This window comes from Desulfobacter curvatus DSM 3379 (genome assembly GCF_000373985.1).
In the GTDB taxonomy this organism is placed as follows: Bacteria; Desulfobacterota; Desulfobacteria; order Desulfobacterales; family Desulfobacteraceae; genus Desulfobacter; species Desulfobacter curvatus.
On sequence record NZ_KB893035.1, the window covers coordinates 1 to 25,397 of the forward strand.

General features: G+C 49.4%; 21 protein-coding genes and 1 tRNA gene. 13 read left to right on the top strand and 9 right to left on the bottom strand.

The window, feature by feature from the left end:
• Nucleotides 1–600 precede the first annotated feature (600 nt).
• Both B147_RS0109905 and B147_RS0109910 read right to left on the bottom strand, forming a co-directional pair.
• Nucleotides 601–813, bottom strand: a complete 213-nt coding sequence (locus B147_RS0109905; RefSeq protein WP_020587047.1) for a hypothetical protein — start codon at nucleotides 811–813, stop codon at nucleotides 601–603.
• 20 nt (nucleotides 814–833) lie between these two features.
• Complete coding sequence (locus B147_RS0109910) at nucleotides 834–1,880, bottom strand: ADP-ribosylglycohydrolase family protein (RefSeq protein ID WP_020587048.1); 1,047 nt, start codon at nucleotides 1,878–1,880, stop codon at nucleotides 834–836.
• Nucleotides 1,881–2,388: 508 nt separating this feature from the next.
• Here B147_RS0109910 and B147_RS0109920 point away from each other — a divergent pair.
• The 3 genes from B147_RS0109920 to B147_RS0109930 are packed head-to-tail and all read left to right on the top strand — an operon-like array spanning nucleotide 2,389 to nucleotide 6,794.
• Nucleotides 2,389–4,074: an L-lactate permease gene (locus B147_RS0109920; RefSeq protein ID WP_020587050.1), complete on the top strand. Its 1,686-nt coding sequence runs from the start codon at nucleotides 2,389–2,391 to the stop codon at nucleotides 4,072–4,074.
• 10 nt (nucleotides 4,075–4,084) lie between these two features.
• Entirely contained in the window at nucleotides 4,085–5,470 is a 1,386-nt protein-coding gene (locus B147_RS0109925; RefSeq protein WP_020587051.1) for an FAD-binding oxidoreductase, read from the top strand.
• Between the two features lies 1 nt (nucleotide 5,471).
• Nucleotides 5,472–6,794, top strand: a complete 1,323-nt coding sequence (locus B147_RS0109930; RefSeq protein WP_020587052.1) for a (Fe-S)-binding protein — start codon at nucleotides 5,472–5,474, stop codon at nucleotides 6,792–6,794.
• 109 nt (nucleotides 6,795–6,903) lie between these two features.
• Here the strand turns inward: B147_RS0109930 and B147_RS0109935 are convergent, their stop codons facing one another.
• Complete coding sequence (locus B147_RS0109935; RefSeq protein ID WP_245568988.1) at nucleotides 6,904–8,370, bottom strand: transglycosylase SLT domain-containing protein; 1,467 nt, start codon at nucleotides 8,368–8,370, stop codon at nucleotides 6,904–6,906.
• Between the two features lie 264 nt (nucleotides 8,371–8,634).
• The gene (locus tag B147_RS0109940) at nucleotides 8,635–9,090 is read right to left on the bottom strand and encodes a hypothetical protein (protein WP_157237838.1); all 456 of its coding nucleotides are present in this window, start codon (nucleotides 9,088–9,090) and stop codon (nucleotides 8,635–8,637) included.
• Nucleotides 9,091–9,346: 256 nt separating this feature from the next.
• Between B147_RS0109940 and tsaA the strand changes: the two genes are divergently transcribed.
• Complete coding sequence (gene tsaA / locus B147_RS0109945) at nucleotides 9,347–9,772, top strand: tRNA (N6-threonylcarbamoyladenosine(37)-N6)-methyltransferase TrmO (protein ID WP_020587055.1); 426 nt, start codon at nucleotides 9,347–9,349, stop codon at nucleotides 9,770–9,772.
• A 291-nt stretch (nucleotides 9,773–10,063) separates the two neighbouring features.
• Complete coding sequence (locus tag B147_RS0109950; protein ID WP_020587056.1) at nucleotides 10,064–13,840, top strand: hydantoinase B/oxoprolinase family protein; 3,777 nt, start codon at nucleotides 10,064–10,066, stop codon at nucleotides 13,838–13,840.
• A gap of 22 nt (nucleotides 13,841–13,862) precedes the next feature.
• On the opposite strand, the gene B147_RS0109955 is transcribed toward B147_RS0109950, so the two are convergent.
• From B147_RS0109955 to eno, 4 genes are all read right to left on the bottom strand, one after another.
• Entirely contained in the window at nucleotides 13,863–14,333 is a 471-nt protein-coding gene (locus B147_RS0109955; RefSeq protein ID WP_020587057.1) for an Lrp/AsnC family transcriptional regulator, read from the bottom strand.
• Between the two features lie 27 nt (nucleotides 14,334–14,360).
• A complete protein-coding gene (locus B147_RS0109960) occupies nucleotides 14,361–14,975 on the bottom strand; it encodes an alpha/beta hydrolase (protein ID WP_020587058.1) in 615 nt (204 codons plus the stop codon).
• Entirely contained in the window at nucleotides 14,972–16,609 is a 1,638-nt protein-coding gene (locus tag B147_RS0109965; protein WP_020587059.1) for a CTP synthase, read from the bottom strand. Before B147_RS0109965 ends, B147_RS0109960 begins: the two co-directional genes overlap by 4 nt.
• Before the next feature lie 95 nt (nucleotides 16,610–16,704).
• On the bottom strand, nucleotides 16,705–17,982 hold the full coding sequence (gene eno / locus B147_RS0109970) for a phosphopyruvate hydratase (protein ID WP_020587060.1): 1,278 nt from the start codon (nucleotides 17,980–17,982) through the stop codon (nucleotides 16,705–16,707).
• Between the two features lie 427 nt (nucleotides 17,983–18,409).
• On the opposite strand from eno, the gene B147_RS0109975 reads away from it, so the two are divergent.
• The 6 genes from B147_RS0109975 (at nucleotide 18,410) to B147_RS0110000 (ending at nucleotide 22,992) form a co-directional block, all read left to right on the top strand.
• Nucleotides 18,410–19,078 carry an adenylate kinase gene (locus B147_RS0109975; RefSeq protein ID WP_020587061.1) on the top strand — a complete coding sequence of 223 codons (669 nt, stop codon included), beginning with the start codon at nucleotides 18,410–18,412 and terminating at the stop codon, nucleotides 19,076–19,078.
• 242 nt (nucleotides 19,079–19,320) lie between these two features.
• Nucleotides 19,321–19,530 carry a 30S ribosomal protein S21 gene (rpsU, locus tag B147_RS31150; protein ID WP_085931433.1) on the top strand — a complete coding sequence of 70 codons (210 nt, stop codon included), beginning with the start codon at nucleotides 19,321–19,323 and terminating at the stop codon, nucleotides 19,528–19,530.
• A 64-nt stretch (nucleotides 19,531–19,594) separates the two neighbouring features.
• Nucleotides 19,595–20,902 (top strand): bifunctional folylpolyglutamate synthase/dihydrofolate synthase, encoded by a 1,308-nt coding sequence (locus tag B147_RS0109985; RefSeq protein ID WP_020587063.1) that lies wholly within the window; start codon nucleotides 19,595–19,597, stop codon nucleotides 20,900–20,902.
• A 27-nt stretch (nucleotides 20,903–20,929) separates the two neighbouring features.
• Nucleotides 20,930–21,005, top strand: a tRNA-Arg gene (locus B147_RS0109990).
• A gap of 15 nt (nucleotides 21,006–21,020) precedes the next feature.
• Complete coding sequence (locus B147_RS0109995) at nucleotides 21,021–22,274, top strand: glycosyltransferase family 4 protein (RefSeq protein ID WP_020587064.1); 1,254 nt, start codon at nucleotides 21,021–21,023, stop codon at nucleotides 22,272–22,274.
• Nucleotides 22,255–22,992 carry a class I SAM-dependent methyltransferase gene (locus B147_RS0110000; RefSeq protein WP_020587065.1) on the top strand — a complete coding sequence of 246 codons (738 nt, stop codon included), beginning with the start codon at nucleotides 22,255–22,257 and terminating at the stop codon, nucleotides 22,990–22,992. The genes B147_RS0109995 and B147_RS0110000 overlap by 20 nt, the downstream gene beginning before the upstream one ends.
• Here the strand turns inward: B147_RS0110000 and B147_RS0110005 are convergent.
• Entirely contained in the window at nucleotides 22,964–23,497 is a 534-nt protein-coding gene (locus B147_RS0110005; protein ID WP_020587066.1) for an acyloxyacyl hydrolase, read from the bottom strand. The genes B147_RS0110000 and B147_RS0110005 overlap by 29 nt on opposite strands.
• A 327-nt stretch (nucleotides 23,498–23,824) precedes the next feature.
• Between B147_RS0110005 and B147_RS0110010 the strand changes: the two genes are divergently transcribed.
• A complete protein-coding gene (locus B147_RS0110010) occupies nucleotides 23,825–24,334 on the top strand; it encodes an RsbRD N-terminal domain-containing protein (RefSeq protein WP_020587067.1) in 510 nt (169 codons plus the stop codon).
• 54 nt (nucleotides 24,335–24,388) lie between these two features.
• Nucleotides 24,389–25,396 carry a sulfate reduction electron transfer complex DsrMKJOP subunit DsrM gene (gene dsrM / locus B147_RS0110015; RefSeq protein WP_020587068.1) on the top strand — a complete coding sequence of 336 codons (1,008 nt, stop codon included), beginning with the start codon at nucleotides 24,389–24,391 and terminating at the stop codon, nucleotides 25,394–25,396.
• The last annotated feature ends 1 nt before the right edge of the window (nucleotide 25,397 follow it).

The window sequence follows — 25,397 nt, forward strand, 5'->3', positions numbered from 1 at the left end:
CGGAACGGGATTATTTTGTACGCAATGAAAGACGGCTTGATTTCCCCACTGTAAAAGCGTTGAATTTACCTATTGGCAGCGGTGCTATTGAAAGTTCAATTCGTAGGGTGGTGAATTTACGTCTGAAAGGTCCATGCACTTTTTNGTATCGGGAAAATGCAGAAAAAATGATTATGCTACGATCATACTTTAAAGCAGGGCGTTGGGATTGTTTGAAACTCATGGCAACCACGCACAATCCAATGCCGGCGGCATGACCGGGAAAATGGGAATGCGCCCTTCCCGGCCCGGTCCTTGGCCTGATATTTATCCAAAGAAAAATTATAAGGATATTAAGGAATTGATACCAAATTTTAAAAAATAAAAATTCCGGGACAGCATACCCAATTCCACGCCAAAGGCCGGAATAACGGCCATGGGCCGACCTGGTCTATCAACACCCAGGTTCAACCCACAACAAAATATGAAAGCAACTTAGCAACTTATTGGTACTTTTGTATAAAAGCTTTACCTGCAAAGTGTCAGTGATATAGTGGAGCGGTTGATAAAAAGGTAACAGACCCCCTATTATGCTCCGGCCTTCACCGGGGCGGTTTAGCTCTATATTTCAGGTTCTATCCATTCATAGTCATGTTCAAATTTTATAGCTATGGGATCGCTGGAAGAATCGTTATCCTCACCCTCTATCTCTACTATGTAAATACTACCAAATCCGTAACCAGCGTGTTCTGTAGCTTGTTTTTTTGCTTCAACCAAAGTTCTTGCGTTTGAAATAAAGGATATGCCCGTTTTATAAATAATTTTATAAGCCATTTTTTCTCTTCTTTATGTTTTTAGTGTGTTTTCTTATCATCTGCTATTTGATCAAACAAATCAACAGCAGTTTCTTCAATCAAACTTTTCAATTCAAGATTTAGAATCCAATTTTCAGGAATGACATCAATTCCATAGAGTGCCCCTAAAATATTACCAGTGATGGACCCTGTTGAATCACTGTCTCCAGAATGATTGACTGCCAGCAAAACCCCCTTTTTGAAATCGTCTCCAGCAACCAGTGAGCAATAAATACTTATACCCAGTGCTTCCTCAGCGATCCAGCCTTGTCCAATTCCCTTGATGATATCAGGTCCTGATGTTGTTTTATCCGCCAGCTCAATTGCGGTATAAATTGATCTTAACGTCTCTTCATTATTCGTGTTGCATTTCAAAATCGAAATTGAATCATCAATCGCAGTGGTAAGCGTTTCCCCTGAAATTAACCTGGAAAGGATCGAAGCAAAGGCTCCGGAAGCCAAATATCCGGTTGGATGGCCATGTGTCAGCGCAGCGCATTCACAACCTATTTGAAATGCTTTTTCCGCATCATCATATATAAGTCCCACCGGAGCCATACGCATAACCCCACCGCACCCCTTACTGTCGTTTACAGGATTGTCAATTGTGCCAAATTTACCGGATTTCAGAGCAGACAAGCAGCTGTTTCCTGGTGCTCTCAATGAAAAGAGCTCTTTATGTCCGGTTAATACCCCGTCAATAATTGAGCAGGTGCCATAAGCATTTATCAGATGTTCTTGACGACCTGTCTCTTGCGTATATAACCATCTTAAAAGCGCATGGTATACTGCCGAAATAATACCTGCCTCTCCCTGATATTCCTGTCTGACCCTGGATAGAATCAACCCTTCAGCGGTAAATAATGTCATTTGGGTATCATCCGTAATGCTGCCAGTCCGACCATATGCTTCGGAATAATCGGTCAAGCCCTCATTCCCAAATGAGGACTTGATCTGATCAAGAGACATAAATTCGATGGGTGCGCCTAAAGCGTCCCCAACAGCGCCACCAACCAGGCAGCCTTTAAAATATTCAAGCGGCTTCATGTTTCAATTCTTCTTTCAATAACTCATTTTATATAACGGCCATGGGCCGACCTAGTCTACCAGCACCCAGGCTCAACCAACCCACAACAAAGCTTGAAAAATCTGAGTAACTTACCCAGACTTTTTTATAAACAGCCATGGGTTGACCTGGTTTGTCAACTATTATTCGATACCGCTTTTAAATGGTCTTTGACGATGAAGGATATTGTCGGGCCAGTCGTTGTCCGATTTTCAAGACCGGTCGGGTTGAATAGTCCGTTTTTCCGGACTTTTGGTGGGCTTATTAAGTCGTTAAAAACGAACAAGCATCAAAATACTACATGTTTCCAAAATGTTATGAAATCCGGCACCATTTTTGTAATAGATGCACCAGGCATGCGGCAGGTGGGAATGGTTCCGCCGGATGGCCGCAGATATATTTAATGGCCCGGCGCGGTGCGTGAAACTGAACGGTACAGTACATCCAGCTCCTCGGGTCCCATATTTTCGGATAAAAAGGAGGAGTGGTTTGTCACTTAGCATATCAGCACTTATTGCGTTTATTCCCATTGCCCTGGTATTAATTTTTATGGTTGGCTTAAGATGGCCCGCCACCCGGGCCATGCCCCTGGCATGGCTGGTCTGCGCCGTGATCGGGGCAACCCTTTGGAAAATGCCGGCAGGCCTTGTGGCCGCCTCCACCCTGAGCGGATTCGGCAGCGCCGTCAACGTGCTGATCATCGTGTTCGGTGCCGTTCTCATCCTATACACCTTGAGGGAGAGCGGGGCCATGGAGACCATCTCCTACGGCTTTACCACCATTTCTGCCGACCGCCGGGTCCAGACCATTATCATCGCTTTTCTGTTCGGTGCCTTTATTGAGGGATCTGCCGGTTTCGGCACGCCTGCAGCCATTGCCGCACCTTTGCTGCTGGGCTTAGGATTTCCCGCCCTGGCCGCAGTCTGTGTCTGCCTCATGCTCAACTCCATCCCCGTCACCTTCGGCGCCGTGGGCACCCCCATCTGGTTTGGTCTTAAAAATCTCAAACCTGCAGTGGACGCGGCTGTCGGCCAGGGTGCCCCCGTGGCCTCCTTTGACGCCTTCATGCACCAGGTGGGCGTCTATTCCGCCCTGATTCATGCTGTCGCCGCCATTCTGCTGCCCCTGTTTGTGGTCTGTTTTCTCACCCGGTTTTTCGGCAAAAACAAGTCCTGGACCGAAGGTTTAGGTGTCTGGAAATTTGCCGTATTTGCCGGGCTGTGCTATGCAGTTCCCTATCTGTTCACGGCTGTTATTTTTGGTGTGGAGTTTCCTTCTTTACTGGGTGGGCTTATCGGGTTGGGGCTGGTGATCACCGGTGCCGGAAAAAAACTCTTTCTGCCCAAAGAGACCTGGGAGTTTGCCGACCGAGCCCATTGGGAAAAAGAGTGGGTGGGGGATATTGAACCGGGTTCCAACAACCTGACCCCGAAAATGAGCCAGTTGGCTGCCTGGACACCCTATATTCTCATTGCTTTGCTGCTGGTACTCACACGGCTCTCTTTTCTACCTTGTAAGGGATGGGTGACATGCTTTGTAATCTCCTTTCCCAAGATTCTGGGCTGGGAAACTGTTAATTTTACCATGAAACCGTTATACCTGCCCGGCGTGGTTCCTTTTATGCTGGTGGCGATATTGACCATATTCATACACCGGATACCCGGACCAAAGGTGGCCCTGGCCTGGAAGGATGCCATTATGAAAATGAAGAGCCCCACCATTGCACTGCTCTTTGCCGTGGCCATGGTGGAGATTCTTAAACAGTCGGGGCACGGTACGGCCGGGTATGCCTCCATGCCCCTGACCATGGCCCAGTTTGTGGCTGGGCTGTGCGGATCTTTATGGCCCATGGCAGCCTCCTATGTGGGGGCTTTGGGGGCTTTTATCACCGGGTCATGCACGGTGTCCAACCTGTTGTTTGCCGATTTCCAGTACGGCGTGGCCACCACCACCGGCGACAGCCATACCATTATTGTGGCCCTGCAGTCCGTGGGGGCGGCCATGGGCAATATGATCTGCGTGCACAACGTGGTGGCGGCATCAGCCACCGTGGGCCTGGTCGGCATGGAAGGCACCATTCTGCGCCGCACCATCATCCCCTGCCTGCTTTACGGACTTGTGGCCGGCATCATGGGAATGCTTTTTATTTACATCCTGTTTCCAGGGACTTTCTAGGAGAAGACCTATGAGCTTATCGTCATCTTTAATCAAAGAACTTCAACAAATCTGCGGAGAAAACGGGGTGATGACCTCGGAGGTTGACCGCCAGAATTATTCATACGATGCTGCGGTCCTTGAACCCACCATACCTGCCGCCGTGATCCGTCCGAACAGCAAGGAGGCCATTGGTAAAGTTATTTCTTTGTGCAACGACAGCGGCACCCCGGTGACTGTCCGGGGGGCTGGCACCAACCTGTCCGGGGGCACCATTCCGGACAAAAACGGCATTGTGCTGCTCACCAACCGGATGAACCGGATCATTGAACTCAACGAAACCGATATGCACGTCCGGGTGGAGCCTGGTGTGGTCACGGCAGATCTGGCCGCCCAAGTGGCAGCCAAGGGACTGTTTTATCCCCCGGACCCCGGCAGCCAGGCCGTCTCCACCATTGGCGGCAATGTGGCGGAAAACGCCGGTGGCCTGAGGGGATTTAAATATGGCGTAACCAAAGACTATGTCATGTCCGTGGAATTTTTCGATGCCCTGGGCCGCAAGGTCACCTCGGGGTCCAAAACCGTAAAATGCGTCACCGGATACAACCTGGCAGGATTGATGACGGCTTCCGAAGGCACCCTGGGTATATTCAGTGAAATTACCCTGAAACTGATTCCGCCGCCGGCCGCCTCCAAGGCCATGATGGCGGTATACGACAGTGTGGAGGCCGCCACCCAGACCGTGGCCGCCATCATTGCGGACAGGATAGTCCCCTGCACCCTGGAGCTCATGGATAATTTCACCATCAATGCTGTGGAGGATTTTTCCAACGTGGGCCTGCCCCGGGACGCCAAAGCCCTGCTGCTTATTGAAGTGGACGGGCATCCCGCCCAGGTGGCCGAGGACGGCGAAAAAGTTGAGCAGATCTGCAAAAAGCTTGGCGCCCGAGCCATCCAGGTGGCCCAAAATGATGCTGAAAAGGATAAGGTGTGGGAGGCCAGACGCGCCGCCCTGTCCGCCCTTGCCAGACTTAAACCCACCCTGGTCCTGGAGGACGCCACCGTACCCAGAAGCAAAATCCCGGCCATGGTCAGCGCCGTGGAAAAACTGGCCCAGAAGTATGATATCCCCATCGGCACATTCGGCCATGCCGGCGACGGCAACCTGCACCCTACCCTGTTGACGGACCGACGGGATGCTGCCCATTGGGACCGGGTGGAGCACTGTGTGGCCGACCTGTTTGATGCGGCCCTCTCTTTAGGGGGAACATTGTCCGGGGAACACGGCATCGGCATTGCCAAGGCCGGATTCATGAGAAACGAGGTGGGGCAGTCTTCCATTGACTTCTCCCGGACCATGAAAGCCGCCATTGACCCGAACAATATCCTCAACCCGGGAAAAATCATAGGACGATAAGATGCCAGAGCTAAACAAACTTGCAAAAAGTCTCAAAGAGATTGAAAACCAGCTCACGGACTGCATGAAATGCGGAATGTGCCAGGCGGTTTGCCCGGTGTTTAAACAGACCGGAGATGAGGGCGATGTGGCCCGGGGCAAAATTTTCCTTCTGGAGCGCCTGGCCGAACAGATGCTTACCGATGCCAAGGGGGCCAAAACCCGGATTGAAAAATGCCTGATGTGCGGCACCTGTGCCGCCAACTGCCCCTCGGGGGTGAAGATTCTGGAAATCTTTCTAAAAGCCCGGGCAGCGTTGACCGAATATATCGGGCTTTCTCCTGTAAAAAAACTGATTTTCAGGGGCATGCTCAAACATCCGGAGCGCATGGATGCCTTAGTTGAAACCGCATCTAAGTTCCAGAATATCGGCACATCCAAGGCCGACCCCGACCAGGGCACCCGGTGTGCCAAACTGTTGTCCGGGATAATCGGCAACAGGCATTTTCTGCCACTGGCCAAAACTCCGTTCCATAAAAAATACCCCTCGCTGAACACCCCGGCCGGACGTTCAGGGCTGAAGGTGGCCTTTTTCCCGGGATGTGTCACCGACAAGATGAACCCTGAAATCGGAGAAGCAGTGCTCAAGGTGTTCAAACATCACGGGGTGGGTGTCTTTATGCCTAAGGGCCAGGCCTGCTGCGGAATTCCCGCCCTGGCATCCGGTGAGCGGAACACCTTTGACACCCTACTGACCCACAATGCCGCCCTGTTTGCTAAAGAATCATTTGATTACCTGATCACACCCTGCGCCACCTGTACGGCCACCATTAAAAAAATCTGGCCCATGATGGCCCAAGAAAACACCATCGAAAAATTCAGGGCCGAACAGTGGGCACCCAAAACCATGGACATCAGCCAGTTTCTGGTGGATGTTCTGCAGGTGGTACCGGCACAGGATTCAGCCGCCGGCTCCGCATCCGTTGAATTCTCCGGGGGCACAGTGACTTACCACGATCCCTGCCATCTGGCCAAATCCCTGAAGGTGAAAAGCCAGCCCCGGGATCTGATCCGGGCCAATGCGGGGTGTTCCTTTGTGGAGATGGCAGGGGCAGACACCTGCTGCGGCAACGGCGGAAGTTTTAACCTGCAGAATTATGACCTGTCCAAACAGATCGGTATGGAAAAACGGCGGACCATCCTGGCCAGCGGGGCAGACACCGTTGCCACCTCCTGCCCTGCATGTATGATGCAGATCCGGGATGTGCTCTCCCAGAACCATGATGAAATAAAGGTCAGGCATGTGATTGAGATCTATGCCGATACCATTAAGAATTTTATATGATAGTCGCCAGCAACCAACTGGATTCTTTCTATATTTGTTGTGTTCCGAAGACTGGGTGTAGAGAGACCAAGGACGGCCATGGCCGTTAGTCGGTCGGCTCCGATGAATTTCACCGATAGCCAAGTGTCTCTGATTTTACCGGAGACACCTGGCTACCTGCAGCTGTTTTATGCCACAGATAATCTGAGTAAATTCTAAGACTTAATCCCCCTTCCAGGGGCGTGTCAGGCTGAATAGATCCCAGCACATCATGATTCCAATAGTAAATCAATGCAGGACTTAAATCTGCCCCCATTTGCCAAGGGCACAAAGAACAATCCGCACGAATAGTTTTGATAACCCGTTTACAAAATGTCTTAAGCGTTTCATTTTCCTGGGTGGCTAATGCCCGGGGGGTTTCGCAAACATTGCTGTTTCCATCCAGCACCCGGGTAGTCGGGGCCATACCCTTAATCTCAATCACATCACCAGGGTGCACCCCCTGCTTGACGACAAACCGATTACTGAATTTAAGCGCTTTCACGCTGGTACCAAAAACGGCGGCAATGCCGGGCAGATCATTATGGGTCTGGACAACATAACGAATTGTTTGAGGCAGCCCTTTGATTTTTGTGCCGCCGGACAGATGCGGCTCGGGATTTTTCGCCCAATCAGGATATTTTCTGATCATTTCAGCCGTCAAGGAAGAATACCCTATTTTTGTCAGCAGCATATACCCGTTGCTGCCGGCATAGGGATAAATTGATGTTGCATGTTGAAGGTCCGGATTCAGTTTATACAGGCTCGGAACCTTCTTTTTTAACGCTTTAACTGACATTGGGGACCGAAGAGTTTTGAACTCAAAGCCGGGGACCGAAAGCATGACCAATCTGTTTTGCTTAAGATATCGGTAAATCAATGCCGCAGCCAGACACTGGGGAATATACTCCCTGGAAAAAGGTCCCAAGAGGCTGTTTTGAAAAATCGGTTCGAATGTCCTTCCCGGATCGTCACCGCAGTTGAGTAATACATCCGCAACCATTTTGGTGCCGTGATGGTAACTGGCTAGGCTTAATACCGTGCTGGCAAACACCCTGCGGTTGTCCCGCAGATATTTAGCACATGCCACAGCTGATTTTTTATAATCCCTTCGCTCGTCCTGTCCATTTTCCCCGATCTTTAAGCCATAATGAACGGCGGTGGTATCCAGAAACTGGAACATTCCCAAGGCTCCGGCGTTGGACTGCGCGCCCGGACTAAAGCCGCTTTCCACAAACGGCAGGCCAAAGGCAACATCCTCGGCGATGCCGTATTTCCTGAATGCTTTTTTTATATCATACAGGTATTTTTCGCTTCGCCTGATCATCTTGTTTGATTTATCCACATTCTGAACCGTGTAGTATTTGATAAAATAGCTGACGTGCCGAACCAGTTCATCATCTACTTCAAATGCGGTTTCATCCCAGTCAGCCATCATTTCCGTCAACTGCTTTTCAACCGTATTAAGATCAAATGCAACATGTTTGAAATTCAGATTCACACGATTTTCCGCCATGACCGGGCTGCTCTGGAGCATGGCGCAAAAAATAAGTACCAAAAAAACAATGCCTGCTTTCATATTTTTAAAAAAAAGAGCGGATGATTTCATAAAAAAAGTTAGATATATTTGGGTTCATAACCTGTAGTTCTTGCCATGTCATAGCCATAAAAAGACTTTCTTCTTTATGCCGGTGGTCAGTCACGCGAAAATACGTTTCTATGCCTTGGCACTGTCGAAACAATAAACAATCCTTTAGGTTCCGTAAATGATTTCTTAACAAGGGCATTGAATCTGATGGGGTATCTTAGGGGGTAATCATGCCTAAAGATCGGCCTCATATTTATCAACATAACGGCCTTCTATTAATTCTTCTTCTCTCAAAAAATCGATAAAATTCTTTTTTATTTCTGATTTCAGATGAGAACCGATGGTAAAATCAAAAAAATTGGGGGGAGGGAACGAAAGATTAAGCATTTCATACATCTCATTAATTTGGAGGTCATCAGCATGTTCTGCAAATCTTCTATGGACCCATTTATTTGTGTTTAAATAAGAGTTATTTAATGCTTCCCATTCCGTTTTTAAATTCGCTGATTTTACATTCTTTTGATACGAAACTGAATTGATCAGCGTTTCGAAAATTTTTGCACATTGGCTATTCATATGTGACAATAAATACACATTTTTATCTCCAGGGCTGACATTAAATTTTTCCGAACTTTTTAAGGGGCGGGGTATTGGAAGATTTAAACGACTGCTCCAGACTTTCCAGAACAACTCTTTATTTTATTTCAACATCTCATACGGCAGTGTTGGATTTCAAATATTAATCACCATAAAAAAAACAACTGAATCACAGAGGCAAGTTTACGAAAAAATTATCACAAATATGATTTGAGGCACAACAAAACTTTTTTCTTTTATGAAAAAGCAGGTTGACGAACCTATAACCAGTCAAAATAATGTGCTAAGTTGACGTTTTGTTACCCCGAAAAAGAAATAAAATAACCGTAAACAAACATAGGTGGTTATAATGACAGACGATACAATCATTTCCTTCACGCCCATTGGTTTTGTTAAAACCAATGCAACAAAATTGCCCCGGCACTGGTCCGTGTCACAGGAGAAAGGCATTTTAGAGATCCATCCTGAATTTGCTCCTGCCCTGCGTGATATTGAAATCGGACAGAAAATTATGGTGCTTTTTCATTTCCACAAAAGCCCGGCATTCAATTCAAGCTATCTGTTCCAAACTCCACCCCACCGGCCCTCTTCCAGAGGCGTGTTCAGCATCTGCTCACCCATCCGGCCCAATGCCATCGGCATGAGTGTCGTTGAGGTGACAAGTAAAGATGAAGGGCGCATTGGGGTCAAACACATCGACATGATTGACGGCACGCCGATTCTGGATATCAAGCCCCTGGTCACGGGGCAGCGGGATTGCCCAAGCGCTGAATAACGGCCATGGGCCGACCTGACCTATCAACACCCAGGCTCTACCCACAACAAAATATGAAAGTAACTTAGCAACTTATAAGTACTTTCTATAACAGCCATGGGCTGACCTGACATATCAGCACCGAGGTGTAGCCCACAACAAAGTAAGAAAGTAATTCAACAACTTATTGGAACTTTCTTATAACAGCCATGGGCTGACCTGGTCCATCAGCACCCAGGCCCAGCCCACAACGAATGTTGAAAGATCTGAGTAAGTTACCCAGACTTTCTTATAAAAAAACAAGGAGTGCCCATGTCAGATCCCGCCAAATTCCGTTTTTCCGTTGACCGCGGCGGCACCTTCACGGATATCTATGCCGAAGTACCTGGGGAGCTCGGGTTCCGGGTTATCAAGCTGTTGTCCGAGGATCCCCAGAACTATCCCGACGCGCCCCGTGAGGGCATCCGGCGTATCCTGGAAGAGGTCACCGGAAAGCCCGTACCCAAAGCACAGTTCGACGCCGGTCCCATTGAGTGGATTCGCATGGGAACCACCGTAGCCACCAACGCCCTGCTGGAACGAAAAGGCGCGCCCAGCGCCCTGGTGGTAACCCGGGGATTCGGTGATGTTCTTCAAATCGGAAACCAGGACAGGCCAAAAATTTTTGATCTGGAGATCAAAAAGCCTGAGCTTTTGTACCGTGAAGTCATTGAAACGGACGAGCGCCTGAGGGTCCTGCGGGAGGATGAACACGCCTTGGCAGTGGAAGGCAAAATCGTGAAAGGGATTACCGGGGACCGCCTGGCAGTGATCCGTCCCCTGGATATAGCGGCCATGCGATCCGATCTTCAGGCTGTCTATGATCGGGGCATCCGCAGTCTGGCCGTGGTCCTCATGCACGCCTATGCCTGGCCGGAACATGAACGGATCATCGGCCGCCTGGCCCAGGATATCGGATTCACCCAGGTCTCTCTTTCCTCCCAGGTCATGCCCCGGGTAAAGCTGGTGGCCAGGGGCGACACCACCATGGTGGATGCCTACCTCAATCCGCATATTCGCACCTATCTCGACAGCTTTAAACACGGATTTAGGGACGGACTCGCCCATACCGGCCTTCTTTTCATGCAGTCCGACGGCGGTCTGGCCAGTGCCGACGGATTCACCGGCAGCCGCGCCATCCTTTCCGGGCCGGCCGGTGGGGTGGTGGGATATGCCATGACCACCTATAATTTCGAAGAAAAAAAACCTGTAATCGGATTCGACATGGGCGGCACCTCCACGGATGTCTCCAGATTCGGGGGGGAATACGAACTGGTATTTGAAACCCAAACCGCCGGAGTGCGCATCCAGGCCCCCCAGCTTCACATCAAAACCGTGGCCGCCGGCGGGGGCAGCCGCCTCTTCTTTGACAACGGCATGTTTCTGGTGGGGCCTGAATCTGCCGGGGCCCACCCGGGGCCGGTCTGCTACAGAAAAGGCGGATACCTGACGGTCACGGATGCCAATCTCGTGCTTGGTCGCATTCAACCCAAGCACTTTCCACATATTTTCGGACCCACTGAGGATCAGCCCCTGGATGTGGAAGCGGCCCGTAAGGCCATGACTGCTTTGACAGAAGAAATCAACACGTATTGTGCCGCTGCCGGGCTGCCGTCCATGACAATGGAGGAGGTTGCCCTGGGCTTCATCCGGGTGGCCAATGAGGTGATGGTCAGACCCATCCGTGAAATTTCAGTTATGCGGGGGTTTGATATCAAGGATCACGTGCTGGCCACATTCGGAGGCGCAGGTCCCCAGCATGCCTGCGCCGTTGCCCGGTCCCTGGGGATATCCAAAATTTTCATCCACCGGTTTTCCGGCATTCTCTCAGCCTACGGCATGGGCATGGCCGATGTGGTCACGGAGCGGCAGCAGCCCTCGGCCGCCGTATTATGCCCCCAGGCGCTGAAAGACGCTGAAACGGTTTTTGAGCAGCTGGAAGGAGATGCGCGCCGGGAACTGCAGGACCAGGGATTCTCTGCAGAGGCCGTTGATACCACCCGGTTTCTTAACCTGCGGTACCACGGAACAGATACGGCCATCATGATCTGCCGGCCTGAAGACCATGACTATGCTGCGGCCTTCAGGGCCGTCTACCGCAGGGAGTTTGGATTCGATCTTGCCGGTAAACAAATCCTCATCGATGATATCCGGATACGGGCCAGAGGCAAAGCAGCAGGACTGCACCGGATCAACGTTCCAAAGGCAGAAGGGACGCCGAAGGTGTTGGACACGGCCCAGTGCTGTTTTGAAGACGGCCTGCACAAGACCCGCATCTATGACCTGGAAGAACTTGCCGCCGGTCATGGCATTACCGGCCCGGCCATTCTGATTCACCAAACATCCACCATTCTCATCGAACCCGACTGCACCGCAGCCATTACCCGAAACGGCGATGTGGAAATCAAAGTCGGATCGGGCACCTGCAATCAAGTCGGCACAAAGCTTGACCCGGTCCAACTCTCCATCTTCAGCAATCTTTTCATGTCCATTGCCGAACAGATGGGGCGGATGCTCCAAAAGACGGCTATCTCCACCAATATCAAGGAGCGCCTCGATTTTTCCTGCGCCCTGTTCGGGCCCAATGGCGAACTGGTAGCCAACGCACCCCATCTGCCAGTCCATCTGGGAAGCATGAGCGACGCGGTAAAGGCGCAGATCCGGCTGCAGGGAAGCGAGCTTACACCCGGGGATGTGTTGGTATCCAACCATCCGGCAGCAGGGGGCAGTCATCTGCCCGACATTACGGTCATCACCCCCGTGTTTAAGGACGACCGGGTGATTTTCTGGGTAGCGGCCCGGGGTCATCACGCCGATATCGGCGGCATCTCACCCGGCTCCATGCCCCCCAACTCCCGTAGCCTTGAGGAGGAAGGGGCCTGCATTACCTCGTTCAAGTTGGTGGAGAACGGCATTTTTCAAGAGAAGGGCATTTCAAAACTGCTGCTTGCGCCGGGCAAACTCTCCCCGGCACCGGGGCGCCCTGCCATTTCCGGTACCCGTCTTCCGGCAGATAACATCTCTGATCTCAAGGCCCAGGTTGCCGCCAACCAAAAGGGAATCGAACTGGTGCTGGAGATGGTGGATCACTACGGTCTTGATGTGGTCCACGCATATATGAAGCATGTCCAGGATGCGGCTGAAGAGGCGGTACGCCAGAGGCTCATAGCCCTTTCCGAATCCAAAAACATGGCCGAACGAGACACGATCCGTGCCAAGGACTATCTGGATGACGGCAGCTCCATTGCCCTGGCCCTCACCATTGACCGGAAGGACGGCAGCGCTATATTTGACTTTCAAGGCACCGGACCCCAGATCTGGGGAAACTGCAATGCCCCCAAGGCCGTTACCAAATCGGCCATCCTTTACTGCCTGCGATGCCTGATTGAAAAAGACCTGCCCCTAAATCACGGCTGCCTGATCCCCATTACCGTCAAGATCCCCAAGGGCTCTCTGCTTGACCCTTCTGCCGATGCGGCGGTGGTGGGCGGCAACGTGCTGACCTCCCAGCGAATCACCGATGTGGTCCTCAAGGCATTCGGGGTGGCTGCCGCCTCCCAGGGCTGCATGAACAACTTTACCTTCGGCAATGACCGGTTCGGCTACTACGAAACCATCGCCGGCGGGGCCGGAGCCGGCCCGACCTGGCACGGCCAGACCGGGGTACAGACTCACATGACCAATACCCGCATTACCGATCCGGAGATCCTGGAACGGCGATACCCCGTACTTCTCAGGGAGTTTTCCATCCGCCGGGGGTCCGGTGGCCGGGGCCGGTTCAACGGTGGAGACGGCCTTGTGCGTGAGGTGGAATTTTTAGAGCCCCTCAATGTAGCCATCCTTTCCGAACGCCGGGTATTTGCCCCCTACGGACTGGAAGGCGGTGAATCCGGCAAAAAGGGAAGCAACCTTTTCATCAGAAAAGACGGCACTGCAATTTGTATGGGCGCTAAAAATGAAATCGCGGCGCAACCCGGCGAGCGTTTCCGTATCATGAGCCCCGGCGGCGGAGGATTCGGTGCGCCGGCAACGGATGAAAAAACAGATTAACACAATTGGAATGAATAGGATTCTAACTGTCATCCCCGGCCTCAAGGACAAAAATTTTTTTATCCTTGAGGCTGTCAATGACAATTGAGGACTGGATGCTCTGGATGCCCTGTATTTGGGTCAATTTTTGGTTCATGAATTCTGCATAGGCCTTAATGTCCTTTGCAACAACTTTAAGAATAAAATCATGGGCACCGGCAATCTGGTAGCACTCCACAACCTCATCAAGTTCCGCAAATTTTTCCTTGATCAAAGGCACCGAAGACAACTTACTCAAGCTCAGTGTAATGCTGACAATAACCATGATGGGTAATCCGACCTTTTCCGGATCCACCACCGCCGTGAAATGGGAGATCACACCGGCTGCTTCAAGGCGCTTGACCCGTTCCAGGGTGGCAGGTGCTGAAATCCCCACCATCCGGGACAACTTGGCATTGGTAATTCTCCCGTTTTCCTGGAGAATGTTCAGGATTTTCTTGTCAATCCGGTCCAATTTTCGTTTCCCCAATGCATCAAAGAGTCAGGACCGCAGGTAGTCTGAAAAAACACCACCCAACTTATCCAGGGCCCCGACATAAAAATGATCCACATCGGAAAGGACCTCTACCCGGGGGGAAATTTTCCATTTAGATAGAAGATCATGCACCAGAAAATCAGGGGCCAAATCATCATTTTCACCCGTAACAATCAGTCCTGTATTAGGCATATGTTCCACCTGGTCAAAACTCAACAAGGCTGCCGGCGGCGAGATCATTATATGATCACAGACATCAACACCGGCACTTACGACATGGGCATTTACCCATGCGCCAAAGGAGTAACCGGCAAGGAAAAGCTGATCATAGCCCTGGCCGGATAAAAAAGCCAAACAGCTTCTGACATCATCCTGTTCGCCCCGGCCATTGTCGAATGCCCCGGAACTGCCCCCGGCCCCCCTAAAATTAAAACGCAGGGTAGCAATTCCGGCAGATTGAAAGCACTCAGCCATCCGGCATATGACCGGCACATCCATATTTCCGCCATAAAGGGGATGGGGGTGGGACAGTACCACAGCTTTTTGGGTTTCCTGACGGTTTAAACATCCCTCAAGACGGATAGCGTCCGCGCCGGTGATGGTAATGAATTCTTCACTCATTTTTTATTTTTCAGGGCAGCCCTGATAAATGCTTTAAAAAGTGGATGGGGAACCATGGGTTTGGACTTGAATTCCGGATGAAACTGGCAGCCCAGAAACCACGGGTGATCTTTAAGTTCCACAATTTCCACTAGATCATGATCCGGAGATGTTCCTGAAATAACAAGTCCGGATTCCACCAGTTTATCCTTGTATTCATTATTGAACTCAAACCTGTGGCGATGCCGCTCGGAGATATTTTCAGTCTTGTAGGCATTCATGGCAAAGGTGTCTTCAACCAGAAGACAGGGATAGGCACCTAAGCGCATGGTACCGCCTTTATCCGAGGATTCATCCCGTTTCTCCACTTTACCGGTCTGTTCATCCACCCACTCTTTCATCAGGTAGATCACCGGATAGGGCGTGTCGGCATCAAACTCCTCGCTGTTGGCATCTTCGAGCCCTGCAAGATTGCGTGCAATATCAATCACGGCCATCTGCATGCCCAGACAAATACCGAAAAAAGGCACTTTATTCTTACGGGCATACCCGGCAGCAAGAATCTTTCCTTCAATCCCCCGGGAACCAAACCCGCCCGGAACCAAAACACCATCGACCTTGGACAGCACACCATCCACATTCTCCTTTGTCAGGGTGGAGGAATCCACAAATTGCAGATTTACCTTGGTGTCATTGGAGATACCGCCGTGGGTCAGTGCCTCGTTCAGGCTTTTATAACTCTCGGTCAAGTCCACATATTTGCCTACAATGGCGATGGTGACATGATACCTGGGATTTTTCAGACGCTCCACCATTTCCCGCCAGCCTTCAATGCGCGGTGCCCTCGCCCATATGTTCAATTTTTTGAGAATCATGTCCCCCAGGCCTTCTTCATTGTAAACAATGGGCACATCATAAATGCAGTCCACATCCTTGGCAGTGAATACGGCTTCAGGGCCTACATTGCAGAACAGGGCAATTTTGTTTTTAATATCCTGGGTCAAAAGGCTCTCCGTACGGCACAAAAGAATATCCGGCTGGATACCGATGCTGCGAAGCTCCTTGACGCTATGCTGGGTGGGTTTGGTTTTTACTTCACAGGCGGTTTTAATATAGGGCACCAGGGTCAGGTGAATGTAAATCACGTTGGAAGGGCCGGCATCGGCCTTGAACTGGCGGATGGCCTCAAGAAAGGGAAGGGATTCAATGTCCCCGATGGTGCCGCCGATTTCAACAATCACCACATCGGTGTTATTGGAAACCAGGCAGATGGCCCTTTTAATCTCATCCGTAATATGGGGGATTACCTGAACGGTCCCTCCCAGGTACTCGCCCCGGCGTTCTTTGGTGATTACCTGGTCATAAATTTTTCCTGTTGTAAAATTGTTGTTCTTACCAAGTTTGGCATTGGTAAACCGTTCATAATGCCCCAGGTCAAGATCGGTCTCCGCACCGTCGTCGGTGACAAACACTTCACCATGCTGGAAGGGGTTCATGGTTCCAGGGTCGACGTTTATGTAGGGATCCAGTTTCTGGATGGTTACGGTCAGCCCCCGGCTTTCCAGAAGCATACCAATGGCCGCCGACGCCAGTCCCTTGCCCAATGATGATAACACCCCGCCTGTTACAAAAATATATTTAGTTATCTCAGCCATCCAATACTTACTCCCACACTTTTTTAATCATAAAGGTGAGGCATTCATAAAAATAAACGTCTCACCTTTTGCTTACCTGACAAATGAAAAAAACATTATTTCAAAACAAACAGATCTTCCGGAAAAACCGCGCATTCAGCCAGTTCCTCTTCTATGCGGATCAGTTGATTGTATTTTGCAACACGGTCACTTCGTGACATGGATCCGGTTTTTATCTGTCCTGAATTTACGCCCACGGCAAGGTCGGCAATAAAACTGTCTTCGGTTTCACCGGATCTGTGGGACACCACGGTGGTATATCCCGAGTCCTTGGCCATCTGGATGGTATCAAGGGTTTCGGTCACAGTGCCGATCTGGTTCAGCTTAATCAGAATGGAATTGCCCACACCCCGTGCAATACCTTCTTTAAAAATATCCGGATTTGTAACAAATACATCATCGCCCACAATCTGAATCCGGTTGCCCAGACGCTGGGTCATGATTTCCCAGTTATCCCAGTCCCCTTCCGCCAGACCGTCTTCAATGGAAACCAGAGGATATTTGTCAATCAGGCTTTCATAATAGTCAATGAGTTCAGCAGGGGAAAGTTCCCTATTTTCAGAAGCAAATACATACTTGCCGTCTTTGTAGAACTCGCTGGCTGCAGCATCCAGGCCGATACCGATATCCTTGCCTGGACGATAACCGGCAGCTTCAATGGCGGTAATAATGTTTTCAATGGCCTCTTCATTGGACCCAAGGTCCGGAGCAAATCCGCCTTCGTCACCTACGCCCGTAGATAGCCCCTTGCCTTTCAGTATCTTTTTTAGATTATGAAAGGTTTCGGCGCCCATGCGGACCGCTTCAGTTATATTTGCTGCCCCAAAGGGAAGAATCATAAATTCCTGGATATCCAGGTTATTGGCGGCATGTGCACCGCCGTTGATGATATTCATCATGGGAACAGGCATAATCCGTGCATTGATGCCGCCGATATGGCGGTACAACGGAATCCCGTTGGCTGCGGCTGCAGCCCTTGCGGCGGCCATGGAGACGCCCAAAATAGCGTTGGCACCCAGCCGTGATTTGTTTTCGGTTCCGTCAATGTCGATCATGGTCCGGTCCAGTCCGGCCTGATCCATGGCATCATAACCGATGATCTCCGGTGCCAGGACTTCGTTGACATTAGCTACGGCATTGAGAACACCCTTGCCCATAAAACGGTTTTCAGCCTTGTCACGAAGCTCAAGCGCCTCCCTTGTACCCGTTGAGGCTCCGGAAGGTACGGCAGCCCGCCCCTGTGCGCCGCAGGCCAGGGTGACATCCACTTCAACCGTAGGATTCCCTCTTGAATCAATAATTTCCCTTGCCCTGACATCAATCAGTTCCGTCATTTTTTCACCCCTTATTTTATATGTGGATAAATTATTTTACGTTTACACCGAATTGTCCGAATTAAGAATTCCCCCTTTAATATCAATTTGCCGGGGTACATTCAAGGTCTTATGCCATTTTAATTTGGCAAGCTTGTGCCGGCTTTTTAATACATTTTTTCCGGTTCATTGGAAGAAAATCAAAGCATATACAGCACATAAAGGAAGGCTGCAATACCTTGACAAAAAAAGGGCAGTCCTATATTAAGATTTGCTGATACAGTGATGGGCAGATCTTAATTTTTTCATAACAAGAACGCCCTGCACCAGACCATGAAAGAACGCCATAGGCGTAATTCGTTCTTTCATTATTAAATTATCACAAATTTTTACTATGTCGGACGTGTCCCGACAGGACATGAATATAAACCAATCTCAAGGAGTGAAGATGAACATTTTATTTTTCGGCCCCAACGGCAGCGGCAAAGGCACCCAGGGAAAAATCCTGAAAGACAAATACAACATTGCCCATGTTGAATCCGGTGCGATTTTCCGCGACAACATCAAGGGTGGTACCGAACTTGGCAAAAAAGCCAAGGCGTATATCGACGCAGGCGATCTGGTGCCTGATGATATCACTATCCCCATGATGATCGACCGTATCAAAAAGGACGACTGTAAAAACGGCTGGCTGCTCGACGGTTTCCCAAGAAATAAAGTGCAGTCCGAAAAACTTCATGCCGCACTCAACGAACAGGGCATCAAACTTGACTACGTTATCGAAATGCTTCTGGATCGTGAAATTGCCAAAAACAGAATTATGGGCAGACGGCTATGCGAAAATGACAACAACCATCCCAACAATATTTTCATCGACGCCATCAAGCCTGACGGAGATAAATGCCGGGTATGCGGCGGTGCACTGAGCACCCGTGCCGATGACCAGGACGAGGCTGCCATCGACAAACGCCACTCCATCTACTATGATACCGACACCGGTACCCTGGCATCTTCTTACTACTTTAGAGATCTGCCCGATGCGGATTTCAAATACGTCACCCTGAACGGCGAGCAGGCACTGCCCGACGTAACAGCAGAATTGATCTCCAAGCTGTAAAACACTATATAACCCGGACGTACCCCAACAGCGCGTCCGGGTTATATATTCACACCACTCATTTTTTACTTGCCTTAACGTATTCAATTTGTTAAAAGTCCCCTTTATAAATATTTATGTGAAAGTCACAATAAACTTTTAAATCACTTTCATATTTTGTTATGGGTTAAGTTCTAATTTCAAGGAACCACATCAATCCATGACTGCTATATTTAAATTTATATTGAAAGGGGCGATGCTGCTTGAAAGAAATTACTGTCACAGTTATTGATAATGACGTTGAAAAAGCGTTGCGTATTCTGAAGAAAAAAATCCAGAATGATGGGCTGTTCAAACGTCTCAAGGTAAAGAAACATTTCGAAAAACCTTGTCAGTACAGAAGACGTAAGATGAGAGAGGCAATGAGAAGACAAAGAATTGCCGCCTCAAGATCACGCAGAAGACGTAGCTAAGCATTAAAAATAACCCGGCATGTCAAAGTGACTGATATGCCGGGTTTTTTTGTGGACATCTTTCATGACACCCCCCGCATATAAGCTGTGCCTGGAAAAAATTTACAAACTGGGCCGGTTCGGTATCAAGCTTGAGTTGGATACCATTTCAAACATCCTTTCACAACTCAACACCCCCCAGAATAACTACAATATGGTCCATGTGGCCGGAACCAACGGCAAGGGGTCAACGGCTACCTGCATTGCGTCAATCCTTGGTGCTGCAGGATTTAAAACGGGTATCTATACAAGCCCCCACCTGGTCCGATTTAACGAGCGGATCTGCATAAACGGGCAACAGATAAGCGATGCAGATGTGGTCAGCGCGTACAAAGCAGTGAACGCTGCAGACAATGGATTACGCCGGGCTACTTTTTTTGAAATTGTCACGGCCATGTCATTTTACCATTTTGCCAAAGAACAAGTGGAATGGGCGGTCATTGAAACCGGCATGGGCGGCAGATTCGACGCCACCAACATTATTACGCCAAAGGTCAGTGTTATCACCAACCTTTCCATTGAACACACCGACTACCTTGGACATACCATCAGGGACCTGGCCCGGGAAAAAGGCGGCATCATAAAACCAAGGGTGCCCGTAGTTACGGCCGTATCCCAGCCATCGGGAATAGACAGACTGACTAAGATTGCAAAAGACCGGGGGTCCGCCCTTTACCGATTTAAAAAGGACTTTTCCATCCGCAAAACCCCTGGCCGGCCAACATATAATTACAAAGGACTCTATCAAAATTTTAGAGGCCTGACCAAACCGTTACCCGGAGAACACCAGCGGGAGAATCTCTCTTTGGCCCTGGCTGCCGTTGAACTTATTTTTGAAGAAAACAAAAAAACTGATCCACGATATCAATTGTCCCAAAAACTGGTTCAAAAAGGTCTTGACCGGGTTTATTGGCCGGGACGTCTTGAAAAAATCATGGATCAGCCCTTGGTCATCCTGGACGGGGCCCACAATCTCAAGGCATCTGTTCTGCTGGGCAAATACCTCAACCGGACTTTAGGAGATAAAAAGCTGACTCTTGTCATCGGCATCCTGGATGACAAACCCTATGAAGCCATGTTGTCCCAACTTTTGCCCAGGGCCCAGCGGGTTATTGTTACCAAAGCCAAGATCAATCGCAGCATTGAACCCGCGGTGCTGGCCGCATCAATCAAAAAAATTTTCAAAGGGGAACCACAGATTATCGACGACGTAAAGGAAGCTGTATCATACGCAATTTCAAAGAGTTGTAATGACGATGCCATATGCATTGCAGGTTCCCTTTATGTGGCAGGCGAGGCTAAGGAAAAATTTGATATGGATTTTATTAACTAATATGATATAACAGCCCCGTAACTTTGCGCGCCCGTAGTGCAGTGGATAGCACGTCAGCCTCCGAAGCTGAAGATCGCTGGTTCGATTCCAGCCGGGCGTACCATCTAAGATCCCTTCCATGAAACCATTTTATAGAACAGGCCTACGCATTGGATTGATTTCTTACCGGTCCAACCCCCATTGCGGGGGACAGGGTGTTTATATTCGTCATTTAAGCCATGCGTTGTCCGATCTTGGCCACCGGGTGGAGGTCATTGCCGGCCCCCCGGACCCTTTAGTCAATGCTGGTGTCAACCTGACCATGCTCGACACCCTGGATTTGTACAACCCTGAGAATCTGTTCCGTACGCCAGGCATTGAGGAACTCAAAGACCCTGTCAACCTCATTGAATGGCTTGACGTTTGCAGCATGGGATACCCCGAACCCATGACATTCGGTATGCGGGTGAAACGCTACATGAAGGGCCGGACAAAAAGTTATGACATTATCCATGACAACCAAAGCCTTTCCTATGGTATGTTGTCCCTTGCCCGGGACTTGCCCGTAACCGCCACCATCCATCACCCCATAACCGTGGACCGGAAACTTACGGTCAAAGCCACCAGGTCTTTTTATAAAAAGCTTAAAGCCCTTCGCTGGTATTCTTTTATCGGCATGCAGAAACGTGTTGCCCGAAAAATACCGTCCATTATCACGGTATCCGACAGTTCCAAAACAGATATTGCCAAAGAATTTAACATCCCGGCGTCAAGACTTAAAACGATTCCCATCGGTATTGATCTGGATAATTTTTTCCCCCTGGATCATGTAAAAAAAGAAACCGGTCGCCTGATCGTCACCAACAGTGCGGATATGCCCCTAAAAGGCTTGTACCACCTTCTTTACGCACTTAAAGGGGTACTAAGAAACAAAAATGTCTCCTTGACCGTCATCGGGACCCCCAAAAAAAACGGCGGCATCGAAAAGCTGGTTAAAAAACTTGATCTTGGTCGCCATATCGACTTTACCGGCCGCATTGATCACCAGCGGTTTGTCCGGGAGTATGCCAAAGCCCAGATTGCGGTGGTGCCTTCCATGTACGAAGGGTTTGGTCTGCCGGTTGGAGAGGCCATGGCCTGCCGGGTACCGGTGATCTCCACAACCGGCGGTGCGTTGCCCGAAGTGGCCGGGGATGCGGCCAAACTTGTGCCCCCCGGGGATGCCAAGGCACTTGAAAAGGCCATCATTGAACTGCTTGACGATGAAAATCAGCGTGAAAACCTGGCCTGCCGGGGCTATGAACGGGTAACAACTGAATTTACCTGGGAAAAATGCGCCATGCGCACGGCCCAGGTATACCGGGAGGTGATCAATGATTACCATGGACTTTAAACGGTTGGACATTGCCCCCGGCAATCGGGTTCTGGATATCGGGTGCGGAGAGGGACGCCACACAGTCAGGGCCTGCCGTGAATCCGATGTGATCTGTATTGGTGCGGATTTTGGATTCAACAACCTTATCGCCACCAAAAGCAAACTTAAATTTCATGAAGAAATCAATGACTTGTCCTGCAGAGAGTGGGAGTTGTCCGCCATGGACATCACGGCACTGCCTTTTAAGGATAACAGTTTTGATGTGGTGATCTGCTCAGAAGTTCTGGAACATATCCCGGATGACGAAAAGGCTGTTTCAGAACTGATCCGAATTGTCAAACCGGGTAAAATGATAGCAATAAGTGTTCCCCGGGCCTGGCCCGAATGGATCTGCTGGCAGCTGTCGGATGAATATTACAACGCCAACATGGGTCATGTAAGAATCTACAGCAAAAAAGAGATTATTGAAAAAATTCGGAACAAAGGCCCCAAATATCTGGGGTGTCACTATGCCCACAGCATCCACAGCCCCTATTGGTGGCTCAAATGCCTTGTGGGACCAACCCGCACGGATTCGCTTGCCGTAAATCTCTACCACAAGCTTCTGGTATGGGACCTAATGAAAAAACCCGCGCTGACAACCCAAATTGACCGCCTGCTTAACCCGGTGCTTGGAAAAAGCTTGGTTCTGTATTTCAGAAAACAGCTTAAAAGTACCAGGCCAGGGTTCCGATGAGGATATCAATGCCGTCGTTAGGCTCTTTTAACCCGGCGTTGGAATAATGCATGTAGCGAAAACTGATATCCACATTTTTAATTCTGACACCGACCCCCACCCTGTCTTCAAACTGAAAATTTGAGGACAGCTCTCTGTTATTAATTGTATAATCGTCCAGATAGGCAAGGCCGATCCCCGCCTCTATATACGGGTACCAGGTTGCATTTTCCACATGAAAGACATATTGAAAAACCGGAGACAATGCAACTGCATTAACCTCCTCACCGCCGTTTTCCCAGCGGTTATAGGACAGTTCAAAGTAACCGTCTACATGACCGGTTTTGCTCTCAATCCATTTTACATTCCACTGTTTTAAAAGCCCTGCGCGATAAATATCAATGTTGTCCACACTTTGACCATATCCCAGTGAAACGCCCCATCCGTCGAGCCCGGAAAGGTTTTGGGCTGCAGCACAGGTACTTGTACCAATAAAACAAATCAACAGAAACAGAAGTCTTTTCATTTTTATCCTTTCTTGCGCTTGCGAAACTTGTTCTGATACCGGGAGACACCTTACCGGCAGCATTAGATATAAAGGTGATAGAAGTAGTGAATACACTATTCTCACGCAAAAATAAATATTTGACCCAATTTTTTCCCAAGGAAAAATCATCAGAAACAATGTTGTCCCACGAACAAAACGAAAGCCCTAAACACAGCAACTTTCATTCGGAAACCAAAGCAGGTTTACCCTTGACATAAAATTGGGGGAAGTTTATATCCTTCTAACAATTGCGCAAATTAACCCGTTGACATTTTATAAATATTGTAAATTAAAGATTACTACACATTGAAACAGACTATAGAAAAAAACCGGAATCAACTGCTGGACAGCTGGTTTCATGCCACCATCAATACCTATCCTGAAGAATCTGCAAGAATTTTGGGTAAAAAATCCGATCGTTTTGACAATCCTATTGGGGCCGTCACCCGGGAAACCCTTGAAGATGTTTTAGAACTTATTACAGAGAATTTCAGCAGGGAAGGTCTTGAAAAAGCCCTGGACCCGGTCATTCGCATTCGTGCGGTTCAGGCATTCGACCCTGCAAATGCCGTAAGTTTTGTATTTGCATTAAAAGAAATCGGTGAAAGCATCATTGAAAAGGCAGATATACTAGATTTTTATCGCCTGGTGGACGAAATAGCCCTGGCTGCTTTCAACCGGTACATGAAATGTAGAGAGGATATTTTCCTTTTAAAGGCAACGGAGAGCAAACGACGCATCCATAAGGCCTTTGAAAGGGCAGGTTTAGTAGCGGAGCTGTCAGAGGAGGACCTCTTAGGCTCCAAACAATCTTAACATGTATGACGCGATAATGGCGGGTCATACATAAAATAATGAGGTGGTTATAACATGAATCAAAGGTACTTGATCCCCCTTACTGCTGTCTTTCTGCTCTTCCTGTTGGCTTACACAGGGGTTGAGGGACTCGGGCTTCAGGTGGTCTTTGGTGTACTGATTCCGTACCTGGCAGTTGCCGTATTCCTGATTGGCTTTGTGATCAAGGTTAAGGATTGGGCAGCGTCTGCCGTGCCGTTTAGGATTCCTACAACCTGCGGCCAGCAGAAATCATTGCCATGGATTAAACAGAACACCATTGACAACCCGAACACATCTACCGGCGTTTTTGTAAGAATGCTCCTGGAAATTTTTGCTTTCAGGTCATTGTTCAGAAACACAAAAGCGGCGTTCAACCGGCATGCATCCAACAAACTCTCCTACTCCTGGGAAATTTTTCTATGGGTAGGCGCGCTTGCATTCCATTACGCATTCCTGGTGGTTCTTCTCAGGCACTTAAGATTTTTCACGGCGCCTGTTCCCGGATGCATTAAGTTAATAGAATATCTGGACGGCATTATTCAGGTTGGTCTCCCCGGGCTGTTTGTTTCCGGACCCGTCCTGTTGCTGGCAGCGCTCTTTCTCTTAAGCCGCAGAGTTTTTGATGCAAAAGTCAACTACATCTCCCAGGCTGCTGATTATTTCCCCTTGTTCCTGATCATCGGCATTGCCGCCACCGGCATTGCCATGCGCTATTTCACGAAAGTGGACATCATCGGCATCAAGGAACTGACCATGGGATTGGCTACATTCCATCCCCATATTCCTGAAGAAGTCGGCGGGCTGTTCTACGGCCATCTTTTCCTTGTGAGCATTCTGTTTGCCTATTTCCCCATGAGCAAATTGATGCACATGGGCGGCATCTTTTTGAGCCCCACCCGGAACATGGCCAACAATACCCGGGCCAAACGGCATATTAACCCCTGGAACTATGATGTGCCCATCCATACGTATGAACAGTATGAGGACCACTTCAGAGACAAAATGATTGAAGCCGGCCTGCCGGTGGATAAAAAGGAGTGAT

Bases quoted from the DNA above. Each gene is read 5' to 3' on its own strand.
- B147_RS0109930 (WP_020587052.1), top strand. From the start codon at position 5,472: ATGCCAGAGCTAAACAAACTTGCAAAAAGTCTCAAAGAGATTGAAAAC.
- B147_RS0109950 (WP_020587056.1), top strand. From the start codon at position 10,064: ATGTCAGATCCCGCCAAATTCCGTTTTTCCGTTGACCGCGGCGGCACC.
- tsaA (WP_020587055.1), top strand. From the start codon at position 9,347: ATGACAGACGATACAATCATTTCCTTCACGCCCATTGGTTTTGTTAAA.
- B147_RS0110000 (WP_020587065.1), top strand. From the start codon at position 22,255: ATGATTACCATGGACTTTAAACGGTTGGACATTGCCCCCGGCAATCGG.
- B147_RS0109975 (WP_020587061.1), top strand. From the start codon at position 18,410: ATGAACATTTTATTTTTCGGCCCCAACGGCAGCGGCAAAGGCACCCAG.
- B147_RS0109965 (WP_020587059.1), bottom strand. From the start codon at position 16,609: ATGGCTGAGATAACTAAATATATTTTTGTAACAGGCGGGGTGTTATCA.
- B147_RS0110005 (WP_020587066.1), bottom strand. From the start codon at position 23,497: ATGAAAAGACTTCTGTTTCTGTTGATTTGTTTTATTGGTACAAGTACC.
- B147_RS0109905 (WP_020587047.1), bottom strand. From the start codon at position 813: ATGGCTTATAAAATTATTTATAAAACGGGCATATCCTTTATTTCAAAC.
- B147_RS0109985 (WP_020587063.1), top strand. From the start codon at position 19,595: ATGACACCCCCCGCATATAAGCTGTGCCTGGAAAAAATTTACAAACTG.
- dsrM (WP_020587068.1), top strand. From the start codon at position 24,389: ATGAATCAAAGGTACTTGATCCCCCTTACTGCTGTCTTTCTGCTCTTC.
- B147_RS0109995 (WP_020587064.1), top strand. From the start codon at position 21,021: ATGAAACCATTTTATAGAACAGGCCTACGCATTGGATTGATTTCTTAC.
- B147_RS0109925 (WP_020587051.1), top strand. From the start codon at position 4,085: ATGAGCTTATCGTCATCTTTAATCAAAGAACTTCAACAAATCTGCGGA.
- B147_RS0109910 (WP_020587048.1), bottom strand. From the start codon at position 1,880: ATGAAGCCGCTTGAATATTTTAAAGGCTGCCTGGTTGGTGGCGCTGTT.
- eno (WP_020587060.1), bottom strand. From the start codon at position 17,982: ATGACGGAACTGATTGATGTCAGGGCAAGGGAAATTATTGATTCAAGA.
- B147_RS0109960 (WP_020587058.1), bottom strand. From the start codon at position 14,975: ATGAGTGAAGAATTCATTACCATCACCGGCGCGGACGCTATCCGTCTT.